This is a genomic window from Lysinibacillus sp. NPDC097868 (assembly GCF_044761135.1).
In the GTDB taxonomy this organism is placed as follows: domain Bacteria; phylum Bacillota; class Bacilli; order Bacillales_A; family Planococcaceae; genus Lysinibacillus.
Window position 1 is genome coordinate 68,862 of the sequence record NZ_JBIWBS010000001.1, and the last position, 18,634, is coordinate 87,495.

At 39.5% G+C, this 18,634-nt stretch carries 17 protein-coding genes; 12 read left to right on the forward strand and 5 right to left on the reverse strand.

Translation table 11 applies throughout. The features are described 5' to 3' along the window. The first annotated feature begins 166 nt into the window (after positions 1 to 166). The gene (locus ACIQXJ_RS00320; RefSeq protein ID WP_403048436.1) at positions 167 to 982 is read left to right on the forward strand and encodes a thermonuclease family protein; all 816 of its coding nucleotides are present in this window, start codon (positions 167 to 169) and stop codon (positions 980 to 982) included. 133 nt (positions 983 to 1,115) lie between these two features. On the opposite strand, the gene ACIQXJ_RS00325 is transcribed toward ACIQXJ_RS00320, so the two are convergent. Both ACIQXJ_RS00325 and ACIQXJ_RS00330 read right to left on the reverse strand, forming a co-directional pair. Then, positions 1,116 to 2,912, reverse strand: coding sequence for an LVIVD repeat-containing protein (locus ACIQXJ_RS00325; RefSeq protein WP_403048438.1), 1,797 nt, complete (start codon positions 2,910 to 2,912; stop codon positions 1,116 to 1,118). Between the two features lie 506 nt (positions 2,913 to 3,418). Beyond that, on the reverse strand, positions 3,419 to 4,036 hold the full coding sequence (locus tag ACIQXJ_RS00330; RefSeq protein WP_340826251.1) for a TetR/AcrR family transcriptional regulator: 618 nt from the start codon (positions 4,034 to 4,036) through the stop codon (positions 3,419 to 3,421). A gap of 210 nt (positions 4,037 to 4,246) precedes the next feature. Between ACIQXJ_RS00330 and kynU the strand changes: the two genes are divergently transcribed. The 10 genes from kynU to ACIQXJ_RS00380 all read left to right on the forward strand — a co-directional run bounded on the left by kynU (position 4,247) and on the right by ACIQXJ_RS00380 (position 14,159). Beyond that, on the forward strand, positions 4,247 to 5,533 hold the full coding sequence (gene kynU, locus ACIQXJ_RS00335) for a kynureninase (RefSeq protein WP_403048440.1): 1,287 nt from the start codon (positions 4,247 to 4,249) through the stop codon (positions 5,531 to 5,533). 26 nt (positions 5,534 to 5,559) lie between these two features. Continuing rightward, positions 5,560 to 7,002 (forward strand): amino acid permease, encoded by a 1,443-nt coding sequence (locus ACIQXJ_RS00340; protein ID WP_403048442.1) that lies wholly within the window; start codon positions 5,560 to 5,562, stop codon positions 7,000 to 7,002. Between the two features lie 99 nt (positions 7,003 to 7,101). Continuing rightward, entirely contained in the window at positions 7,102 to 7,635 is a 534-nt protein-coding gene (locus ACIQXJ_RS00345) for a 3-hydroxyanthranilate 3,4-dioxygenase (protein WP_340826248.1), read from the forward strand. Next, complete coding sequence (locus ACIQXJ_RS00350) at positions 7,626 to 8,636, forward strand: amidohydrolase family protein (protein WP_403054787.1); 1,011 nt, start codon at positions 7,626 to 7,628, stop codon at positions 8,634 to 8,636. The genes ACIQXJ_RS00345 and ACIQXJ_RS00350 overlap by 10 nt, the downstream gene beginning before the upstream one ends. After that, on the forward strand, positions 8,633 to 9,079 hold the full coding sequence (locus ACIQXJ_RS00355; RefSeq protein WP_403048444.1) for a RidA family protein: 447 nt from the start codon (positions 8,633 to 8,635) through the stop codon (positions 9,077 to 9,079). The genes ACIQXJ_RS00350 and ACIQXJ_RS00355 overlap by 4 nt, the downstream gene beginning before the upstream one ends. Before the next feature lie 11 nt (positions 9,080 to 9,090). Next, positions 9,091 to 10,560 carry an aldehyde dehydrogenase gene (locus tag ACIQXJ_RS00360; protein WP_403048446.1) on the forward strand — a complete coding sequence of 490 codons (1,470 nt, stop codon included), beginning with the start codon at positions 9,091 to 9,093 and terminating at the stop codon, positions 10,558 to 10,560. A 66-nt stretch (positions 10,561 to 10,626) separates the two neighbouring features. Continuing rightward, positions 10,627 to 11,412 carry a 2-keto-4-pentenoate hydratase gene (locus ACIQXJ_RS00365; protein ID WP_403048448.1) on the forward strand — a complete coding sequence of 262 codons (786 nt, stop codon included), beginning with the start codon at positions 10,627 to 10,629 and terminating at the stop codon, positions 11,410 to 11,412. A 19-nt stretch (positions 11,413 to 11,431) separates the two neighbouring features. Beyond that, positions 11,432 to 12,322: an acetaldehyde dehydrogenase (acetylating) gene (locus ACIQXJ_RS00370; protein ID WP_403048450.1), complete on the forward strand. Its 891-nt coding sequence runs from the start codon at positions 11,432 to 11,434 to the stop codon at positions 12,320 to 12,322. Positions 12,323 to 12,339: 17 nt separating this feature from the next. After that, positions 12,340 to 13,368 carry a 4-hydroxy-2-oxovalerate aldolase gene (gene dmpG / locus ACIQXJ_RS00375; RefSeq protein ID WP_403048452.1) on the forward strand — a complete coding sequence of 343 codons (1,029 nt, stop codon included), beginning with the start codon at positions 12,340 to 12,342 and terminating at the stop codon, positions 13,366 to 13,368. 2 nt (positions 13,369 to 13,370) lie between these two features. After that, complete coding sequence (locus ACIQXJ_RS00380) at positions 13,371 to 14,159, forward strand: 2-keto-4-pentenoate hydratase (RefSeq protein ID WP_403048454.1); 789 nt, start codon at positions 13,371 to 13,373, stop codon at positions 14,157 to 14,159. Between the two features lie 467 nt (positions 14,160 to 14,626). Here ACIQXJ_RS00380 and ACIQXJ_RS00385 read toward each other — a convergent pair whose 3' ends face one another. The 3 genes from ACIQXJ_RS00385 to ACIQXJ_RS00395 are packed head-to-tail and all read right to left on the reverse strand — an operon-like array spanning position 14,627 to position 17,491. Continuing rightward, positions 14,627 to 15,421, reverse strand: coding sequence for an ABC transporter ATP-binding protein (locus tag ACIQXJ_RS00385; RefSeq protein WP_403048456.1), 795 nt, complete (start codon positions 15,419 to 15,421; stop codon positions 14,627 to 14,629). Positions 15,422 to 15,434: 13 nt separating this feature from the next. Further along, entirely contained in the window at positions 15,435 to 16,490 is a 1,056-nt protein-coding gene (locus tag ACIQXJ_RS00390) for a FecCD family ABC transporter permease (protein WP_403048458.1), read from the reverse strand. Then, a complete protein-coding gene (locus ACIQXJ_RS00395) occupies positions 16,490 to 17,491 on the reverse strand; it encodes a FecCD family ABC transporter permease (protein WP_403048460.1) in 1,002 nt (333 codons plus the stop codon). The genes ACIQXJ_RS00390 and ACIQXJ_RS00395 overlap by 1 nt, the downstream gene beginning before the upstream one ends. Before the next feature lie 156 nt (positions 17,492 to 17,647). Here ACIQXJ_RS00395 and ACIQXJ_RS00400 point away from each other — a divergent pair, with 156 nt between their 5' ends. After that, on the forward strand, positions 17,648 to 18,628 hold the full coding sequence (locus tag ACIQXJ_RS00400; protein WP_403048462.1) for an ABC transporter substrate-binding protein: 981 nt from the start codon (positions 17,648 to 17,650) through the stop codon (positions 18,626 to 18,628). Positions 18,629 to 18,634: the final 6 nt, after the last annotated feature.

Consider the following 18,634-nt stretch of genomic DNA (forward strand, 5'->3'; position numbering starts at 1 on the left):
AACGTTAATCACTAGCGGAACAATTATTTTTGCTGTTGTTTTGTATTTAATATTCAGATAAATTTTTAAATCTTCAGTTTAAATTAACTGGGGATTTTTGATTGTTGAGAAATAGGAGTATGGAATTTAAAAATATAGTTTAATTTTAAGGAAGTAGGATATTGAATTGAAAAAATTATTATTCGTGTTGTTTTTTTCAACATTGCTTATTAGTGGATGTACAGAAGAATCAAGCACCGATAGTGTTAAAACTGAAGATATACAAGGAATTGTAGCTTCAACAAAGGAAACTGCTGAAAAGCATGATATAAGTAAATTTGAAGAATATGAGCTACAGGATGTAATTGACGGCGACACAATAAGAATAAAATATAATGGTAGCTCTGAAAAAGTACGTTTTCTACTTGTAGATACGCCTGAAACGAATCATGAAACGTTAGGTGTCCAACCGTTCGGACCTGAAGCGAAAGAATTTACCAAGCAATTATTAGCTGGTCAAGATACGGTTTATTTAGAATTCGATGTGTCCTATCGAGATAAATATAAAAGATTACTAGCATATATTTATACGAAAGATGGTATTAGTGTTCAAGAGCAACTATTGAAAAATGGATTAGCACGCGTGGCATATATTTACGAACCAAATACAAAGCATGTAGATTGGTTTAAGTCTATTCAAAAAACTGCGCAACAATCTGCCATTGGTATTTGGTCAGTTGAAGACTATGTAACAAATCGCGGTTATGATAAAGAAGCGTATGATGATGCTGTGAAAAAAGAAAAACAATCTAAAGCAGATGAAGATGATTCAAATATTACTAGCAGTAATGAGAGCTGTAAAATTAAAGGGAATATTAATTCAAAAGGTAATAAAATATACCACATGCCTGGTCAACGTGATTATGACAATACAGTAGCAGAAGAAATGTTTTGTACTGAGGAAGAAGCAGTGGAAAATGGGTTTGTTCCAGCAAAGCAATAAAATATTTGAAGTTTTATATTTTTAGATTTGAAGCATCGACAAATAAAGGAATAAACGTTTATGTAATCTATGGGTAAGCACCAAATACTAAAGAAACCGAACGACTTTACAATAGTCGTTCGGTTTTTAAAATTTACTTTTTACTTTTTTGCGTTTGTATTTTCTCCTCTACAGGCTTCGGTAAACCGATGACCGGGTCACCGAGTAAAGGTGTAGATAGGACATACATGCCATGGTTTGAAAATGCCCAAATTAAATTTCGGTCCCATTCGACGAAAATGCCGTGTACCGGATTAGAATGATCGCTTGTCGTAGTTGTGCCATCTTCATTTGGAATTTCTCCAGACATCTTCGGTACAAAGTATGCTTCGATTGTTGATTCCGTTGGGTTGGTTACGTCAAAAATTTGGACACCTGCATTGTAGAAGGCATAAGGGATATATTGGTCGCTCGGAACACCTGGGTTAATGGTTGCATAGCCACTACGCTTCGGTCCAAAGCTGCCGCGACGTTGGCAAAAGTCTGTGAATGGTGCTGATTCTGGCGGTGTCGGGCGTTTTAACGTACTAATGATTTTAGGCTGAAGCGGATCGTTGACGTCGATTGCGTAAATTTCCTTATAAGGCTCATGGCAATCTTCGCTAAGTGGATAGCCGCTATAGTAAACAATGCCTGTGCTTTCGACTTTGGAAACGTCAATATTATCCCCTTCAGTACCGCTAACACTCATTGGCATCTCAATATGTGAAACCGTTTTCATATTTGCCGGGTCGGATATGTCGACAATATAAAATCCAAAGCCACCCATTGCTGCATAGCCGTACTTGCCACCCTTTTCTACAGGTGTCGGAATGAATAGCGGCATGCGAGCGCCCATCCATGTTGTTTTGTTGCCAGCGCGGGGGTTTTTGTTATAGGCTTCTTCTTCGCCTACACGTTGACCTGGCACCCACCAAGTTGAAAGACGTTTCGGATTAGATGGGTCTGAAATATCAAAGGCCATTTGTGCGCCTGAGTATAAATAGCTTTTATACTCTGTATTGATGAAGGAATCATCAGGTGCACCTGCAACAAATAAATAATCTCCACCATCATAGACAGGTACGTCTTGACAGCCAGAGCCTTCTTGTACAAGGTCACTTGCATTTGCTTTCGCATCTAAAGGTGTTTCAGATAGCAGATTCCATTCTGAAAATAATGGGCTTGTGACTTCGAAAATGCGGAATCCACGCAGCATTTCTTTTTCTTTAATAGCCTTTACTTGCTCAGGGTATTCATACTTATTCGATAGAACACCATAACGCGGTACTTCGTAACATTGAACGGCAATTGTTTTGTCCAACTTTTTATTGTATTTTACTGTCATTGGACCGAAGCGTTTGTCTCCCTTATCTGTGTCAATTAATTTATTGGCGATACGCTTGGCATTTTTAGGATCTGTAATATCGAATACATTGTACATATCTGTTTCAAGATCGTATAAATAGCGACGACCGTCTAGATCGAATGTAGCTTGCCAGCTATGTCCCCAACCAATAACGTATGGATAGAATGCTTCTACATTCATATTTTTCGTATATTGATTTTGATCTAGATAAGGCAAACTCCCTTCAAATGGTTGTGGACCTTCATTATCCGGTGTTGCGGCTGGGTGAGTGAAAATCCCTGTCTTCGCATCATAGCCCCAGCTGTCAGGCGTGGGCTCTTCTGGTTCACCTGGTAAAAGCTTTGTCGTGCCTTCCTTTTCCTTTGGCAGCGGTGCATCAGGTGCAAATTTGTTCAGACCTGTCCGCGGTGCTTCCTGCTTTTCTTCTTTTTTAGCTTCATCGTTCGCTAAGACAGTGCCTAAAGACAAGAAGAAAATAATGCCCATCATAAGAAAGGTAAAAGCTAAATTACTCAGAAAAGGATGTAACTTAAATTTTTTCATCAACGCAATCCCCCTAGAAATCTATGAATTTTTTAAAGCATTTTACTAAAGACATGTAGATTGTATAGGTGACAAATTTTGAAGCTGAAAAATTGTGAAATTTAGTTGTTCCGGAACTAAATAAATACTACAATTATATATGACACAGTGTCAACTTTTTATTTTCTGAATATTTAGACTTTCATAAATTTGAGTCTTCTATCCTACTACGCTCGCTAAAATTAGATCTAAAACAAAATATAAAACCAGATTAAGATGAATCTCCGATGGACTAACCTAATCATAAGACAATATAAAACACCTCTAAAATGGGCTTGCTATATGTAAATCATTTGGGAGGTGTTTTTCTATGGCGAAAGTCTTCAAAAAGTTAAAAAAATAGAAGGAGGAACGAATACAAGAAAAATTAGGCTACTTAACTCCCCTAGAATTTGGGAAGCAAGCAGCCTAATGAGGTTGTTTTCTATGTATCTCAAATGACTAGGTCAGTTCTTAATCTGGTTTTTTTATTTGTATAACCCATCGATATACATCGTTGTAATCGTCCAAGCAATATCCTCAATAGACTCGGACGTATCATCACGGACGAGGTCCCATTGGTGGTTTTCATTGATTAAAAACCATGAGCGTGCGACGATATCGATTTTTAAATCTGACCGTACTAAGCCTTGACTTTGTGCATATGTAATATCGCGGATAATAAAATGAATGTTCGTTTTTCGGATGTCATCCCACTTTTCATTCACGGCAGGGGAAAGGCTAATCGCTTCTGCGAATACTTTCATGATATCTTTATTGGATTTTGCCATCGTTAGAAAAGCAGTGACTTGATTCAGGACAAGCTCTTTTGCTTCTTCTTTGCTAGTAGGTAAGAAAGGTGTGTGGGCCATATCAAGAAATTCTTGCATGACTGTTTCCATGAGTGCGATTAAAATCTCATCTTTTCCTTTGAAGTGTACATAAGCCGTCCCATAACCAGTTTCTGCTCTCTTAATAATTTGAGTAATAGTAGTTTTTTTAAAGCCAAATTCGTAGAATAAGTCACGCGCGGCATCCAATAATTTTTGTTTCGTTGCGATAGAGCGCATATTTCTTCCGTCGATTTGCTTCGTTTCTTCACTCATTAAATGACCTCCAAGTTATGACTTGTTTTATTTATAATAAGCGTGCTATTGCTTGATAATCCAATGATTTATTTCAATTAATCATAGCCCATTAGAAATATTTTTACAAATGACGTTGAAAAAATTTGGTAAAAATAATATTGACACTATGTCAACTTTATTTTAGACTATGAACATATTCAGAAAATTTAAAAAATGGGGGAAAGAATTTTGGGGACTAGAGAAAGCGTTTACAACAAAGAACATGCAAAACAATATGATGCGAATGATTCATTTCGATCATACCGCGATGAATTTTATTTACAATCAGGTGTTATTTACATGGATGGCAATTCCTTAGGTTTAATGTCCAAAAGAGCCGAGCGAAATGTCAGTGAATTAATGGAATCGTGGAAAGCATACGGAATTAAAGGGTGGACAACTGGTAAGTATCCATGGTTTTTCATTTCAGAGAAGCTCGGTGAAATGTGTGCACCGCTAATCGGAGCTGAGAAAAACGAAGTCATTATTGCCGGTTCAACGACTTCCAATATTCATCAAGCTGTCGCAACATTTTATAAACCAGAAGGGCAACGAACAAAAATTTTAGCTGATGAATTAACATTCCCATCAGATATTTATGCGCTACAGAGTCAAATAAAGTTAAAAGGCTATAATCCAGATGAGCATTTAGTACGTGTGAAAAGTCGTGATGGCAAGCTAATTTTAGAAGAGGATATTATCGCAGCGATGACAGATGAGATAGCGCTCATATTGCTGCCAACTGTCCTTTACAGAAGTGGTCAGCTACTAGATATAAAACGCTTAACTGCCGAAGCACACGCGAGAGGTATTTGCATTGGCTTTGATGCTTGTCATTCCATTGGGGCAATTCCGCATTACTTCAGTGAGTGGAATGTTGATTTTGCTATATGGTGTAACTATAAGTATCTCAACGGTGGTCCTGGTTCAGTCGCTGGCTTGTATGTGAATAAAAAACATTTCGGCATTCATCCTGGCTTAGCTGGCTGGTACAGCTCCAAAAAAGATAAACAGTTTGATATGGCACATACATTAGATGTGGAAGAAACTGCAGGGGCATTTCAAATGGGTACACCGCACGTGCTGAGCTTAGCCCCTATTATCGGCTCATTAGAAATGTTTGCGGAGGCTGGTATCGAAAATATTCGTCAAAAATCATTAAAGCTTACACGTTATATGATGGACTTAATCGAGCAAGAGCTAACTGAGCTTGGCTTTTCAATTGGCAATCCAAATGAAGATGATAGACGAGGGGGGCATGTTTGCTTAGAGCATGAAGAGGCGATTCGAATTTGCAAAGCTTTAGTTGATAAGGGCGTCATTCCAGACTTTAGACCGCCTAACATTATTCGTCTCGCACCAATCGCCTTTTATACGTCATTCGAGGAGGTGTGGGAAACCGTCGAAATATTAAAGGCAATCGTGACAGAAAAGCAATATGAAAAGTATGGGGAGGAAAGAAATGTAGTATCTTAAACGACAATATCAAAGGGGGAAAATGTATGTCACAAGACAATCGTTTGCAAGATATCGTTGAAAGAGAAAAGGGATTAAGTCAGAGCTTAACAACACGCCAGCTGACGATGATTGCCATTGGGGGAGCAATCGGGACCGGGTTATTTTTAGGGAGTGGCTTGGCGATAGGCCTGGCAGGACCGAGTGTCATTATTAGCTATACAATCGGTGCATTAATTGCATTATTACTCATGGGCTGCTTAGCAGAAATGACTGTAGCTCATCCAGTGACAGGGTCGTTTGGTGCCTATGCAGAGAAGTATATTAATCCATGGGCTGGCTTTTCGGTACGCTATTCGTATTGGTTTAGTTTAGTATGTGCAATCGGGACGGAGGTTACAGCTGTAGCCGTTTATATGAAGTATTGGTTTCCGACCGTGCCTGCCATCGTTTGGATAATCTTGTTTGCAGCAGTGCTTATGTATGTGAATGCAACAACGGTCAAATTATTTGGTGCTGTTGAATATTGGTTTTCAGTCATTAAAGTAGCTGCGATTGTTGGATTTATTATTCTAGCAGTATATATCATTGTTGGCGCGGATAGTGGCGCAGCTATTGGTACTCAAAATTATACAAATGACGGTGGTTTTTTCCCTAATGGGGTATGGGGAATGTGGATTGCTATATTTGTATCGTTGTTCAGTTATTTAAGTATTGAAATGATTGCTGTTAGTGCTGGTGAAGCAAAGGATCCGGAAAAAGCAGTGCCGATCGCGCTTCGTTCAGCCGTTGTTCGACTGGTACTGTTTTACTTATTAACGCTATCTTTAATGCTGATGATTGTGCCATGGGGGATGGCAGGAATCGATAAAAGTCCATTCGTAAAAGTAATGGAAATTATGAATATCCCAGGAGCAGCAGCTATTATGAATTTCGTCGTACTTGTAGCAGCGCTTTCTGCGATGAATAGTCAATTATATATTTCTACACGTATGATGTTTTCTTTATCAAGAGGTGGCTACGCGCCGAAAGTATTAGGGAAATTAAATAGTAAAAACGTACCTTCTGTTGCATTATTTGCTTCTGTTATCGGTATCGCCATCGCGACAATTTTTACAGTTGTCAGACCGGATGCGGCTTTTGCAACGATGATTTCGCTTTCTAGCTTTGGTGCGATGTTTGCTTGGTTTATGATTTTTATTACACACCTGTTCTTCCGTAAAAAATGGAATGAAACGAACGGGCGCAAATTACCGGTAAGAATGATTGGTTATCCGTACTTAACAATTTTCGGTGCAGTCCTGTTAACGTCTGTTGTACTATCAACATGGTTCTCACCAGACTTTAAAGCCACATTAACACTCGGATTCCCTTGGTTAATCTTTATTACAGCTTGTTACTTCTTCTGGAAGAAGGCGAACACGAAAAACACGAAATCTTCAGTTATTGTAGAAGATACCACAGAGAGCTCAGGAAGCGGGATTATTTAGCTGTAGGCACATGGTAATTGAAGTCGGTAAGCAATTTCAGTACAGTATTAAAATCCATAAAAAAACATAAATATAAAATTTTAGAGGAGTGGATTTCGTATGGCAAAATTACAAGCATTTAATCTATTAAAATGGATCGAAGAAAATAAGGACTCTTTAAAGCCACCTGTTAACAATAAAGTGCTATGGGAGGATTCGGAGTTTATTTGTATGATTTTAGGCGGACCTAATCGCCGTCGAGATTTCCATGTCGATCCATCTGATGAGTTCTTTTATCAAATTAAAGGCGATTGCTTCGTTGAGATAATTAATGAAGGAAAGCGTGAAGTGATTACAATAAAAGAAGGGGAAGTGTTCATGCTACCAGCGAATGTGCCGCACTCTCCTCATCGAATTGCCGACACATTTGGACTTGTCGTAGAAAGGAAGCGGGCAGAGGGAGAGCTAGAGGACTTCGTATGGTTCTGTGAAAACTGCGATCAACAAATGCACAAAAAAACGGTGCAATTAACAGATATCGAAACACAAGTAAAAGGTGCAATCGAAGAATTCAATGGTAGTTTAGAGCTGCGCACATGTAAAAATTGCGGTCATGTAATGTCCGAAGAAGTGAGTTTATGGCAATGCGAGTAGATTTCCATACTCATATTATTCCAGAGGATATTCCTAACTTTGTGGAGAAGTTTGGCGGAGAGCGCTGGCCAACATTAGAAAAAACATGTACATGTGGTGCGAATATTATGGTAGCAGGTAAAGTGTTTAGAGAAGTGACAGACCAAGTATGGAGCCCGGAAAAACGCATACAGGATATGGATGCTGAAGGGGTGGATATACAAGTATTGTCCCCGATTCCTGTGACGTTTTCCTATTGGGCGGAACCACATGCGGCAGAGGAAATGGCTCGTATTCAAAACGACTTTATTGCGAATACGGTGAAGCAATATCCGAAGCGATTCATCGGTCTTGGCACAGTGCCACTCCAAAATGTAGAGGTAGCTATTCGTGAAATGGATCGTTGCATACATGAGCTAGGGCTTAAAGGCATCGAAATCGGGACGAATGTAAACGGCAAAAATTTAGACGACCCAGCTTTTACAGCATTTTTCGAAATGGCGGAGAAATGGGAAGTGCCTTTATTTATTCATCCGTGGGAAACGCTCGGGAAGGACCGAATGCCGCGCCATAATTTTATGTACACGGTAGGGATGCCAAGTGAAACTGCGCTTGCTGCTGCTAGTCTTATTAACGGCGGAGTTATCGAAAAATTCCCAAAACTTAAAGTGTGTTTTGCACACGGTGGCGGCTCTTTTCCTTATATTTTACCTCGCTTAGATCAAGGGTGGAAAGTATGGCCGCATCTACGCTTAACGAGTAAACCACCGAGCTATTATGCGAAAAATTTCTATTTCGATTCTTTAAATTATGACCCGCTAAATCTTCAATATTTAATCGACCGATTTGGAGCAGACAAAATTGTGATGGGCTCAGACTATCCCTTCTTATTAAGAGAAATACCACCGGGGAAGATAGTGGATGAGACACTTCATCTTTCAGAAGATCAAAGAAGGGATATTTTAGGGAGAAATGCCTTAGCCTTTTTAAATATCGAGATAAAGGAAGAGATCAAATCATGACACCAGAAGAAAGACTTACACAGTTAGGACTTGAATTACCACCTTTACGTCCAGCTTGGGGAGACTATGTAGGTTGTGTAAGGACAGGCAATCTCTTATTTACAGCAGGACAGGGTGTGGATCAGTACCACGGTAAGCTAGGGAGAGATTTGACGACAGAAGAAGGCTATTTAGCAGCACAGCAATCGATGCTAAACCTACTCAGTGTAGTAAAACATGAAATAGGCGAATTAAGTAAAGTGAAGCAATTTGTCAAAGTATTAGGGATGGTAAATTGCACGGAGGATTTCATTGAGCAGCCTAAAGTAATGAACGGAGCCTCAGATTTAATTGGGAAGGTATTTGGAGAGAAGGGTAAGCACGGGCGCTCTGCTGTTGGAATGGCTCAATTACCTAATAATACAGCAATCGAAATAGAGATGATTATTGAAATCGAAGAATAGGAGGAGTGGCATTGATTAATGAAAAAGTAATCGAAGAAAAATATTTAAAAGATGCCAAGCTATTCATTGGTGGCCATTATGTAGACGCCTTATCAGGTGAAACTTTCGATACGATTAATCCCGCTACAAATGAAATATTAGCATCAGTAGCAAATGGCGGACAAGAGGATGCAAAGCGCGCAATAGAAGTTGCACATAAAACTTTTGCTAGTGGTGTATGGAGCAAGATGCCTGTTGAGGAACGCTCGCGGATTTTATGCAAAATGGCTGATTTAATAATGAAGAATGTTGAAAAACTTGCCTATGTCGAAACGTTAGACGTAGGTAAGCCAATACGGGAGAGTCTTGAATTTGATATTCCGCGAGCGGCTGCTAACTTCCGTTTCTTCGCTGAGATGGCGAAATATATGACGCACGAGCATTATGATCAAAGCAAGCATTTTTCATATGTGCAATATGCCCCAGTCGGTGTGACAAGCTTAATTATTCCGTGGAACTTGCCGTTTATGCAAATGACGTGGAAGGCATCTGCTGCTCTTGCTGTAGGTAATACCGTTGTAATCAAGCCTGCCTCTTATACACCGCTAAGTGCCATCATGCTTGGAGAAATAGCGAATGAGGCGGGATTACCTCCAGGTGTGCTAAATATTTTGACAGGTCCAGGTGGTATTGTAGGAACAGAAATGGCGACAAACTCTGCTGTGAGGAGAATCTCCTTCGTGGGTGAATCAAATACAGGAAAAACGGTTATGCGTAATGCTGCTCAAAATTTAATCCCAGTTTCGTTAGAGCTTGGTGGGAAATCAGCTAATATTGTGTTTGAAGATGCTGATTTAGAAGAAGCAGTAGCAGGATCAATCGAAGCCATTTATCGCAATCAAGGAGAAATTTGCTTAGCAGGCTCCCGGATTTTAGTGCAGGAAAGTATTTATGATCAGTTTTTAGATAAATTCGTGGCAGCTGTGAAACAAATTAAAGTCGGAAACCCCCTCGATATGACAACAGATATGGGTGCTTTAGTTTCTAAGGGGCATTTAAAGCTCGTAGATGAGTATGTGAAAATTGGTCTAGCTGAAGGGGCGAAACTAGCTTACGGCGGTAAGGCTGTCGCTTCACTACCTGAAGGGAACTTCTATGAGCCGACTGTTTTGTACGATGTCAATAATCGTATGCGCGTTGCTCAAGAGGAAATATTTGGTCCTGTCCCTGTCATTATTCCATTTAAAACAGAAGAAGATGCTATTCAGATAGCGAACGATTCTATTTATGGATTAGCAGGGGTAGTATGGACGAATGATTTACGGAGAGGACAGCGTGTGACAGCCCAAATTCATGCGGGCTTATTATGGGTGAATTGCTGGTATGTGCGGGATTTAAGAACCCCGTTTGGTGGAGCTAAAGCTAGTGGTATTGGGCGCGAAGGCGGTCGTCATAGCTTTGAGTTCTATAGTGAAACAAAAACAATTACCGTAAAAAAATAAGGAATGAATAAACAAACAAAAGCTGGTATAGCAACCGCCTTTTGTTTGTTTTACTAAGGAGAGTGAATGGTGGTGTCAGAGAAAATTAAGCAATACGCCACACAATTATTGATAGCTGAAAAAACAATGCAAAGCATCGTTCCTTTAACAGAGTCGGATGCAAGCTTAAGCATAAAGGATGCTTATGAAATACAGCTTGAAACAGTAAAAATGAAGCTGGACGAAGGTCGACACGTAGTTGGTAAAAAGGTTGGTTTAACAAGCGTAGCTATGCAAAAAATGCTCCATGTAGACGAGCCAGATTATGGTCATTTATTAGATGATATGGTGTTTGGAAATGAAGCTATTGTAAAAGTTACTAGCATGCTCTCCCCAAAAATTGAGGCGGAAATTGGTTTCGTACTAGGAGAGGATTTAGTAGGACCGAATGTAACTTTTCTCGATGTCATGATGGCTACTGACTATATCGTGCCGACAATTGAAGTAATTGATAGCAGAGTTGAGGATTGGCGCATTAAATTAATTGATACAGTAGCTGATAATGGCTCATCTGCAAAGGTCATCGTCGGGCATGAAAAGACGAAGGTAAATGAAGTTGATTTACGGACAGCAAGTATGGCACTTTACAAAAATGGGGAGCTACTCGCGACAGGGGCAGGGGCTGCTGCACTGGGACACCCGGCACACGCTATTGCTTGGTTGGCAAATAAATTACATGAGTTTGGCATCACACTTAAAAAGGGCGAGCTTATATTACCTGGCGCTTTATCTGCGGCACTTGCAGTAAATGCTGGAGATAGTATTGAAGCAAAATTTGGGGGCATCGGTACAGTAACGGTTCACTTTGAATAATGTGAAAGGAGAGAAGGATATGGGCAAAATCAAAGCAGCTATACTAGGCACAGGAAACATAGGCACTGATTTGCTTTATAAATTAGAACGCAGTGAAGTGATTGAAGTTGTGGCGATGATTGGGATAGATTCACAATCAGAAGGTTTGAAGCGTGCAGCAGAGAAAGGGTATGCGACATATTCAAATGGCATCGAAGCTATCGTTGCCAATCCTAACATGGCGGCTATAGTATTTGACGCCACATCAGCGAAAGCTCACGTACGCCATGCGAAAGTATTGAAGGAGCTAGGGATTTTAGCGATCGATTTAACACCAGCAGCAAGAGGACCGTTCTTTTGTCCGGCAGTGGGGACTACGGAAAACTTACTCGATTTACACAATGTCAATATGATTACGTGTGGTGGCCAGGCTACGATTCCAATCGTCTATGCGGTCAACCAAGTTGCAGATGTTATATATGGAGAAATTGTGGCGACTATTTCAAGCTTAAGTGCAGGTCCAGGGACGAGGGAAAATATTGACGAGTTTACGATTACAACGCGCCGTGGAATCGAAGAAGTAGGTGGAGCAAATACTGGAAAAGCGCTCATTATTTTAAATCCGGCAGACCCACCTATCCTTATGCGAGACACTATTTATTGTGAAGTGAAAAATATGAAAGAAGAGGAAATTCGCGACTCTATTTATACAATGGTAGAGAAAGTGAAGGCATATGTGCCAGGCTATCGTCTAAGACAGGAGCCATTATTTGATGGCAACTGTGTAACAATCTTTATAGAAGTAGAAGGTGCAGGAGATTATTTCCCTTCATATGCAGGGAATTTAGATATTATGACAGCTGCTGCGACACGTGTTGCGGAAGATTTTGCGCGGGCCATGTTAGAGAGAACGACATTAGAGACACATTAAGAAAGGGGGCAGAATACATGAATTCGCAAGTTAATAAACCAATTCGATTAACAGAAGTGTGCCTCCGAGATGGGAGTCATGTCGTGGCACATCAATTTACAGAGCAGCAAGTACGAGATGTTGTGAGAGGGTTAGATGATGCAGGCATGCATTATATAGAAGTAAGTCACGGAGATGGCCTTGGAGGCTCCACTTTTCAGTATGGCAAATCGCTCGTTAATGAGATGAAGCTCATTGAAGCAGCTGTTGCTGCATGTACCAAGTCAAAAGTTGCTGTGCTGTTAATACCAGGGATTGGTACTGTACACGAATTGAAGCAGGCAAATGACTTAGGTGCTCGCTTAGTGCGTGTTGCTACACATGTAACAGAGGCGGATGTGTCAGCTCAACATATGAGCAAGGCACGCGAGCTAGGGATGGAGACAGTAGGTTTTTTAATGATGGCTCATTCTGCACCTGTGGAAAAGTTAGTGGAGCAAGCGAAGAAAATGGAAAGCTACGGTGCTGAAGCTGTCTATATAACAGATTCTGCGGGCGCATTGCTGCCGCATGAGGTGCGTGAGCGTGTGCGCGCTTTACGACAATCGTTGCAAATAGAGGTAGGATTCCACGCTCATAACAATTTATCTATGGCAGTGGCGAACACGGTCGTTGCTATAGAGGAAGGAGCGACACGTATTGACGGGAGTGTGCGCTGTTTAGGAGCAGGTGCAGGGAATACTCAGACAGAAGTGTTATTAGCTGTGCTAGACCGCATGGGAATAGATGTAAGTATTGATTTATATAAAATGATGGATGTCGCAGAAAATATTGTAGGCCCTCTCTTGCCAGGCTCGCAGGAAATTCGAAAGGGGAGCTTAGTGTTAGGGTATGCAGGGGTGTACTCAAGCTTCCTGCTTCATGCAGAGCGTGCGGGGAAGAAATTTGGTCTTGATCCACGCGATATACTTATCGAATTAGGTAAACAAAAAGTAGTAGGTGGTCAGGAGGATATGATTATCGATGTCGCTGCTGAGCTCACAAAAAAAAGGCAAATTGAGGTGTGAAAATGACGGTACAAATAAATCAGCAAAAAATGGTTGATTATTTATATGAGGCAGAGCGTGATGTAAAGGAAGTCATTAAGCTGACAGACGACTACCCACAGTTGACGATACAGGAGGCTTATCGTATACAGGATGCTTTATTAGCGCGCAAGCTAGAGGAGAATGGCACGAAGCAAGTGGGCGTGAAGCTAGGTTTAACGAGTAAAGCAAAGCAGCAGATGATGGGAGTCAATGAAGCGATATATGGCTATTTACATAGTGATATGCTCGCACTAGAATGGGAAGCGATTGAATTTTCACAGCTCATTCATCCGAAAGTTGAGCCTGAGATTGCCTTTTTTTTAGGTGAGGATTTGGCGGGGGAGGCGGTTACAGAGGCGGATGTTGTAAAGGCAACGAAGTACGTCGCACCTGCCCTTGAAGTAATAGATAGCCGTTATAAAGATTTTCGCTTTACATTAGCAGATGTTATCGCAGATAATTGTTCCTCGGCGAAATTTATTGTTGGTAGTAAGTGGGTTTCTCCTCACATGCTTGATTTGGGGCAAATCGGCATGGTACTAAGTAAAAACAGCGCTGTGGAGCAAACAGGCTCAAGCGCTGCTGTATTAGGGCATCCTGCTACTGCCATTGTGTGGGCAGTGAAAGAATTAGCCAAGGTAGGAAAAGGCTTTAAAAAAGGCGATATTATTTTAAGTGGTGCGATGTCTGAGGCGATTTCTTTTCAGCCAGGGGATACAGTTGTAGCAGATTTCGATGTGCTTGGCAGTGTGACATTATCTTGTAATTAAAGGACAGTGCTTCTTTCTTCTCAATTGTGAAAAGACGATTGCAACCTCCTTTACTTTAAATAAGAGCATCTGGAAATGGAGTTTTATTTCCAGATGCTCTTTTAACGGTTTATGAAAGGCAGAAAGGTAGCAATTAATAGGTGCATCCTTATACTAGAATAGAAGATGTAAGAAAAGAGTGGCACAGCACAAAGGGAGTGTACATATGTTGAATGGGGATGCTATTTTTCCAATTTTCATTATCGTCATATTTTTCATTGTTATAGGCGCCATTATTAGTAGTATTTTCCCGTCTATTAAAAAGAAATAAAGATAATGCGTGTCAAGCATAGCAATCAAGAAATGAATCGTCTCTTTAACTATGAGAAGGATAAGGACGGTTCATTTTTTGATGACGAATACACTTTATTTGGGAATGGACCTTTTACTAGAAGTAAGAGCATATTGATTAATAACCGCTATTTTAATTAAGAGATAATCCTTCCTTTACCGAAGGGTATACATAAAGGCGTACCGTATATAGGGTCATTTGTCATCTGACATTCTAAATCGAAAACATGTTTTACTAATGAAGTTGTCATAATATCTTCAGGCTTTCCCTCTTGATAAACGCCTCGATCACGCACCGTAATAATGTGATCAGCATATCGACATGCCAAATTAATATCGTGTAGAACCATAACGATTGTTCTATTTTGTTTATTTAATTCAAAGAGTAAATCTAAAATTTCAATTTGATGTGTTAAATCTAAGTAAGTGGTAGGTTCATCTAACAAAATAATATCTGTATCCTGAGCTAGCGTCATAGCAATCCAAGCGCGCTGACGTTGACCACCTGAAAGCTCATCCACTGGTTTATCCTGTAAATGATCCACGCCCGTCGCTTTTAAGGCGTTGAACACGATTTCTTCATCTTTTTCTGTCCATTGTTTTCGCCAGCTTTGATGAGGGTAACGACCTTGTTTTACAAGTTGTAAAACTGTTAACCCTTCTGGTGCTACTGGTGATTGAGGAAGAATAGAAAGCTTTTTAGCTACTTGTTTCGTGGATAATTTAAAAAGGTCTTGTCCATCTAATAATACCGTGCCTTGTTTAGGCTTTAATAAACGAGCAATTGAGCGTAAAAGCGTAGATTTCCCACACCCGTTGGCACCAATCAGAACAGTAATTTCATTCATAGGGATAGATAAATTTAGATTTTCAATAATATTGGAATCACCATAATTTAGTGTAAGTGATTTAGTTTCTAAAGTTTTAGTCATGAGTTTGACTCCTTTATTTTCTAGGATTTCTCAATAATAAATAGATGAAATAAGGGGCACCAATAGCAGCTGTAAACACTCCTGCTGGCACTTCTAAAGGACTAAATGCAGTGCGTCCAATAATATCTGCAACCATTACTAATAAAGCACCAATAGCAGCGGATGTTGGAATTAATACACCGAATGCTGGACCTACAATCCGTCTTGCAATATGTGGTGCCATTAAGCCGACGAAGCCAATAGCTCCTGCAAATGAAATGGCACTAGCAACGAGACTTGAACTCAGTAGTAATAAGAAAAAACGAGTTTTTTGTACAGTTTGACCTAAACTTGCAGCTGTGTCATCACCCAATTCTTGCACATTTAACTGTCGAGTAATAAAGACTGTTAGAAGCAGAAGGATTATAATGATTGGGACTATAATTTGAACTTGATTCCAATCTGCACTTTTGACGCTACCTGTAATCCACTTATTGGCTTCACTAGCTTGATAAATAGGACCGATAACCATCAACATTGTCGTAATAGCCTGCATAAAAGCTGAAACCCCGATACCAATTAATACAAGACGGGTTGCGGTCACACCATCTTTCCAAGCAAATATATAAACAATAAATGCAACGACAGTAGCTCCAATAAAACCGGCAAGAGGCAGCCATTCAATACTAACTGTTAATGAATGATTGGAGTCACTGAAAATAGCTAAAAAACCAACTACCGCAGCTCCACCACCAGCAGAAATACCGATTATATCTGGTGAAGCAAGTGGGTTTTTAATAAGACCTTGTAAAATAGCACCTGCCACAGCTAAAGCCATACCTGCAAACGCTGCAATAAAAATTCTTGGCAGTCGAAAGTCAATAATAATTAATTGATCGAAATCAGAACCTTGTCCGATTATCGTTTGCATTACTTTTAACGGATTTATAAATGAATCACCAAATGATGCACTGAAGAAAAAAACAAATAGTGCGATGATGCTAATAAAAGTTAGCTTTTTAGAAGCATTTACGTCTAGTAAAAAGGATATTTTATTTTGTAGTAAACGTACTGTTTTTAATTGTTTCATTATTTTTTTCCACCTTTTCGCGCAAGGTAAATAAAGAATGGTGTGCCAATCATGGCTGTCATTACGCCAACTGGCACTTCTTGAGGCATAATAATATAGCGTGCTGTCACATCTGCTAACAGTAAAAGAATCCCACCTAATATAGCAGCCATCGGAATAAGCCAACGATGATCAGTACCAACAAACTTTCGCGCAAAATGGGGTACTACAATTCCAACAAATCCTATAGGACCAGCTATTGCAACTGAACTACCTGCTAAAAAAATAACAATAATGCCAACTGCTAATTTCATCATTCCTAGTGGTAAGCCGAGGCCTTTTGCTATATCATCCCCGAGAGCAAGAACATTCATTTTAGAAGAGATAAGTAAAGCTGCAATCCACCCAATAACTAAATATGGTAACACGGACATTAGAATCTCTAGCTTTCTCCCTTGTACAGATCCAGCTAACCAAAACAGTACTTGCTCAAGTTCTGCTTCGTTTGTTGCAAGTAAACCTTGTGTAAAAGAAGCGAAAAGTGCACTAATTGCGGCTCCAGCTAACGTTATTTTGACTGGTGTTACGGCATCTCGTCCAGATGAACTAATGCCATAAACTGATAGAGCAGCAATTGCGGCACCTAAAAATGCCACCCATGCTAAAGATTGTAAAGCTGAAATATGGAAGAAAATCATTGCAAATACAACTGCAAAGCCAGCTCCCGTATTGATTCCTAAAATTCCGGGTGATGCTAGTGGATTTTTTGTTAATGTCTGCATAAGTACCCCTGTAATAGCTAAGGAAGCACCCACACATGTAGCAATTAAAGCTCTAGGAATACGAACATTTTGAATAATAATATGCTCATTAGAATTATTAAACTGGGTAAAAGATTCAATCGTCGTTTGAATGGAGGTATTTGCATAGCCATATACAATACTTATTCCCATGCAAATAAGTAAGAGAAGCGTTCCTACTATTAACGCTAAAGATTTTGAAGAATTATTTTTTAAAATCATAATTTCATACTCTTTCTTTTATATAGAATGTACTTGCATTTTATTAAAAATATATTGACAGTAATAAATTCTTACAATAATATTGATTTCGTTCTTAATAAAAATGATAATCATTATCACCAAACAATTCTATCATATACAATGGGGGAAAAAAAGATGCAAAAAGCATTTCAAAAGTTATTAGTATTGCTAGCTGTTATGGCTATTTTTGTTCTTGCAGCGTGTGGCAATTCTAAAGATAACGAGAAGGAAGAAAGTTCAAAAGAAAGCAATGCTTACAGTGTCGAACATGCAATGGGGACTACTGAGGTAAAAGACACACCAAAACGTATAGTTGTATTAACAAATGAAGGTACTGAAGCACTTTTAGCTTTAGGAATTAAGCCAGTAGGTGCTGTTCAATCTTGGTCAGGTGATCCATGGTATGATCATATCAAAGATCAAATGGACGGTGTAGAAGTAGTTGGTGTTGAACATGAAATTAATATTGAAAAAATCGCTTCGTTAAAGCCCGATTTAATCATTGGTAATAAACTAAGACAAGAAAAAGATTATGCGAAACTTAGCAAAATTGCTCCAACAATTTTTTCAGAAACATTACGCGGTGACTGGAAAGAGAATTTTAAGTTATATGCAAAAGCAGTGAATCAAGAAACAAAAGGTGAAGAAGTATTAACAGCCTACGAAGATAAATTACAAGCACTTAAAGAAGAACTTGGTGATCAAACGAATAAGGAAATTTCGTTCGTACGTTTTATGGCAGATAAATCTCGCATCTATTACACTGATTCATTCTCAGGTGTCATCTTTGATGAATTAGGATTTAAACGTGTTCCAGCTCAAGCAGACTTATTTAAAGGCGATGCAAAATTAGGGAAGTTGGCTATTGATTTAGGAAAAGAAGCAATTCCTCAAATGGATGGCGATGTTATTTTCTACTTCACATACATGCCAACCGGTGATGATTCTGCGTTAGCAACTGAACAAGAGTGGACACAAGATCCACTTTGGAAAAACCTAACTGCTGTCCAAAAAGGCAACGCACATAAAGTGGATGATGTCATTTGGAATACTGCAGGAGGCATTCTAGCTGCTAATATTATGTTAGACCAAGTTAAAGAGTATTTTGTTAAATAAGATTAT

What these genes read in the sequence shown, in the direction of transcription:
- ACIQXJ_RS00340 (WP_403048442.1), top strand. Translation starts at nt 5,560, where the DNA reads ATGTCACAAGACAATCGTTTGCAAGATATCGTTGAAAGAGAAAAGGGA.
- ACIQXJ_RS00325 (WP_403048438.1), bottom strand. Translation starts at nt 2,912, where the DNA reads ATGAAAAAATTTAAGTTACATCCTTTTCTGAGTAATTTAGCTTTTACC.
- ACIQXJ_RS00380 (WP_403048454.1), top strand. Translation starts at nt 13,371, where the DNA reads ATGACGGTACAAATAAATCAGCAAAAAATGGTTGATTATTTATATGAG.
- ACIQXJ_RS00355 (WP_403048444.1), top strand. Translation starts at nt 8,633, where the DNA reads ATGACACCAGAAGAAAGACTTACACAGTTAGGACTTGAATTACCACCT.
- dmpG (WP_403048452.1), top strand. Translation starts at nt 12,340, where the DNA reads ATGAATTCGCAAGTTAATAAACCAATTCGATTAACAGAAGTGTGCCTC.
- ACIQXJ_RS00345 (WP_340826248.1), top strand. Translation starts at nt 7,102, where the DNA reads ATGGCAAAATTACAAGCATTTAATCTATTAAAATGGATCGAAGAAAAT.
- ACIQXJ_RS00330 (WP_340826251.1), bottom strand. Translation starts at nt 4,036, where the DNA reads ATGAGTGAAGAAACGAAGCAAATCGACGGAAGAAATATGCGCTCTATC.
- ACIQXJ_RS00385 (WP_403048456.1), bottom strand. Translation starts at nt 15,421, where the DNA reads ATGACTAAAACTTTAGAAACTAAATCACTTACACTAAATTATGGTGAT.
- ACIQXJ_RS00350 (WP_403054787.1), top strand. Translation starts at nt 7,626, where the DNA reads ATGCGAGTAGATTTCCATACTCATATTATTCCAGAGGATATTCCTAAC.
- ACIQXJ_RS00395 (WP_403048460.1), bottom strand. Translation starts at nt 17,491, where the DNA reads ATGATTTTAAAAAATAATTCTTCAAAATCTTTAGCGTTAATAGTAGGA.
- ACIQXJ_RS00390 (WP_403048458.1), bottom strand. Translation starts at nt 16,490, where the DNA reads ATGAAACAATTAAAAACAGTACGTTTACTACAAAATAAAATATCCTTT.
- ACIQXJ_RS00370 (WP_403048450.1), top strand. Translation starts at nt 11,432, where the DNA reads ATGGGCAAAATCAAAGCAGCTATACTAGGCACAGGAAACATAGGCACT.
- ACIQXJ_RS00400 (WP_403048462.1), top strand. Translation starts at nt 17,648, where the DNA reads ATGCAAAAAGCATTTCAAAAGTTATTAGTATTGCTAGCTGTTATGGCT.
- ACIQXJ_RS00365 (WP_403048448.1), top strand. Translation starts at nt 10,627, where the DNA reads ATGGTGGTGTCAGAGAAAATTAAGCAATACGCCACACAATTATTGATA.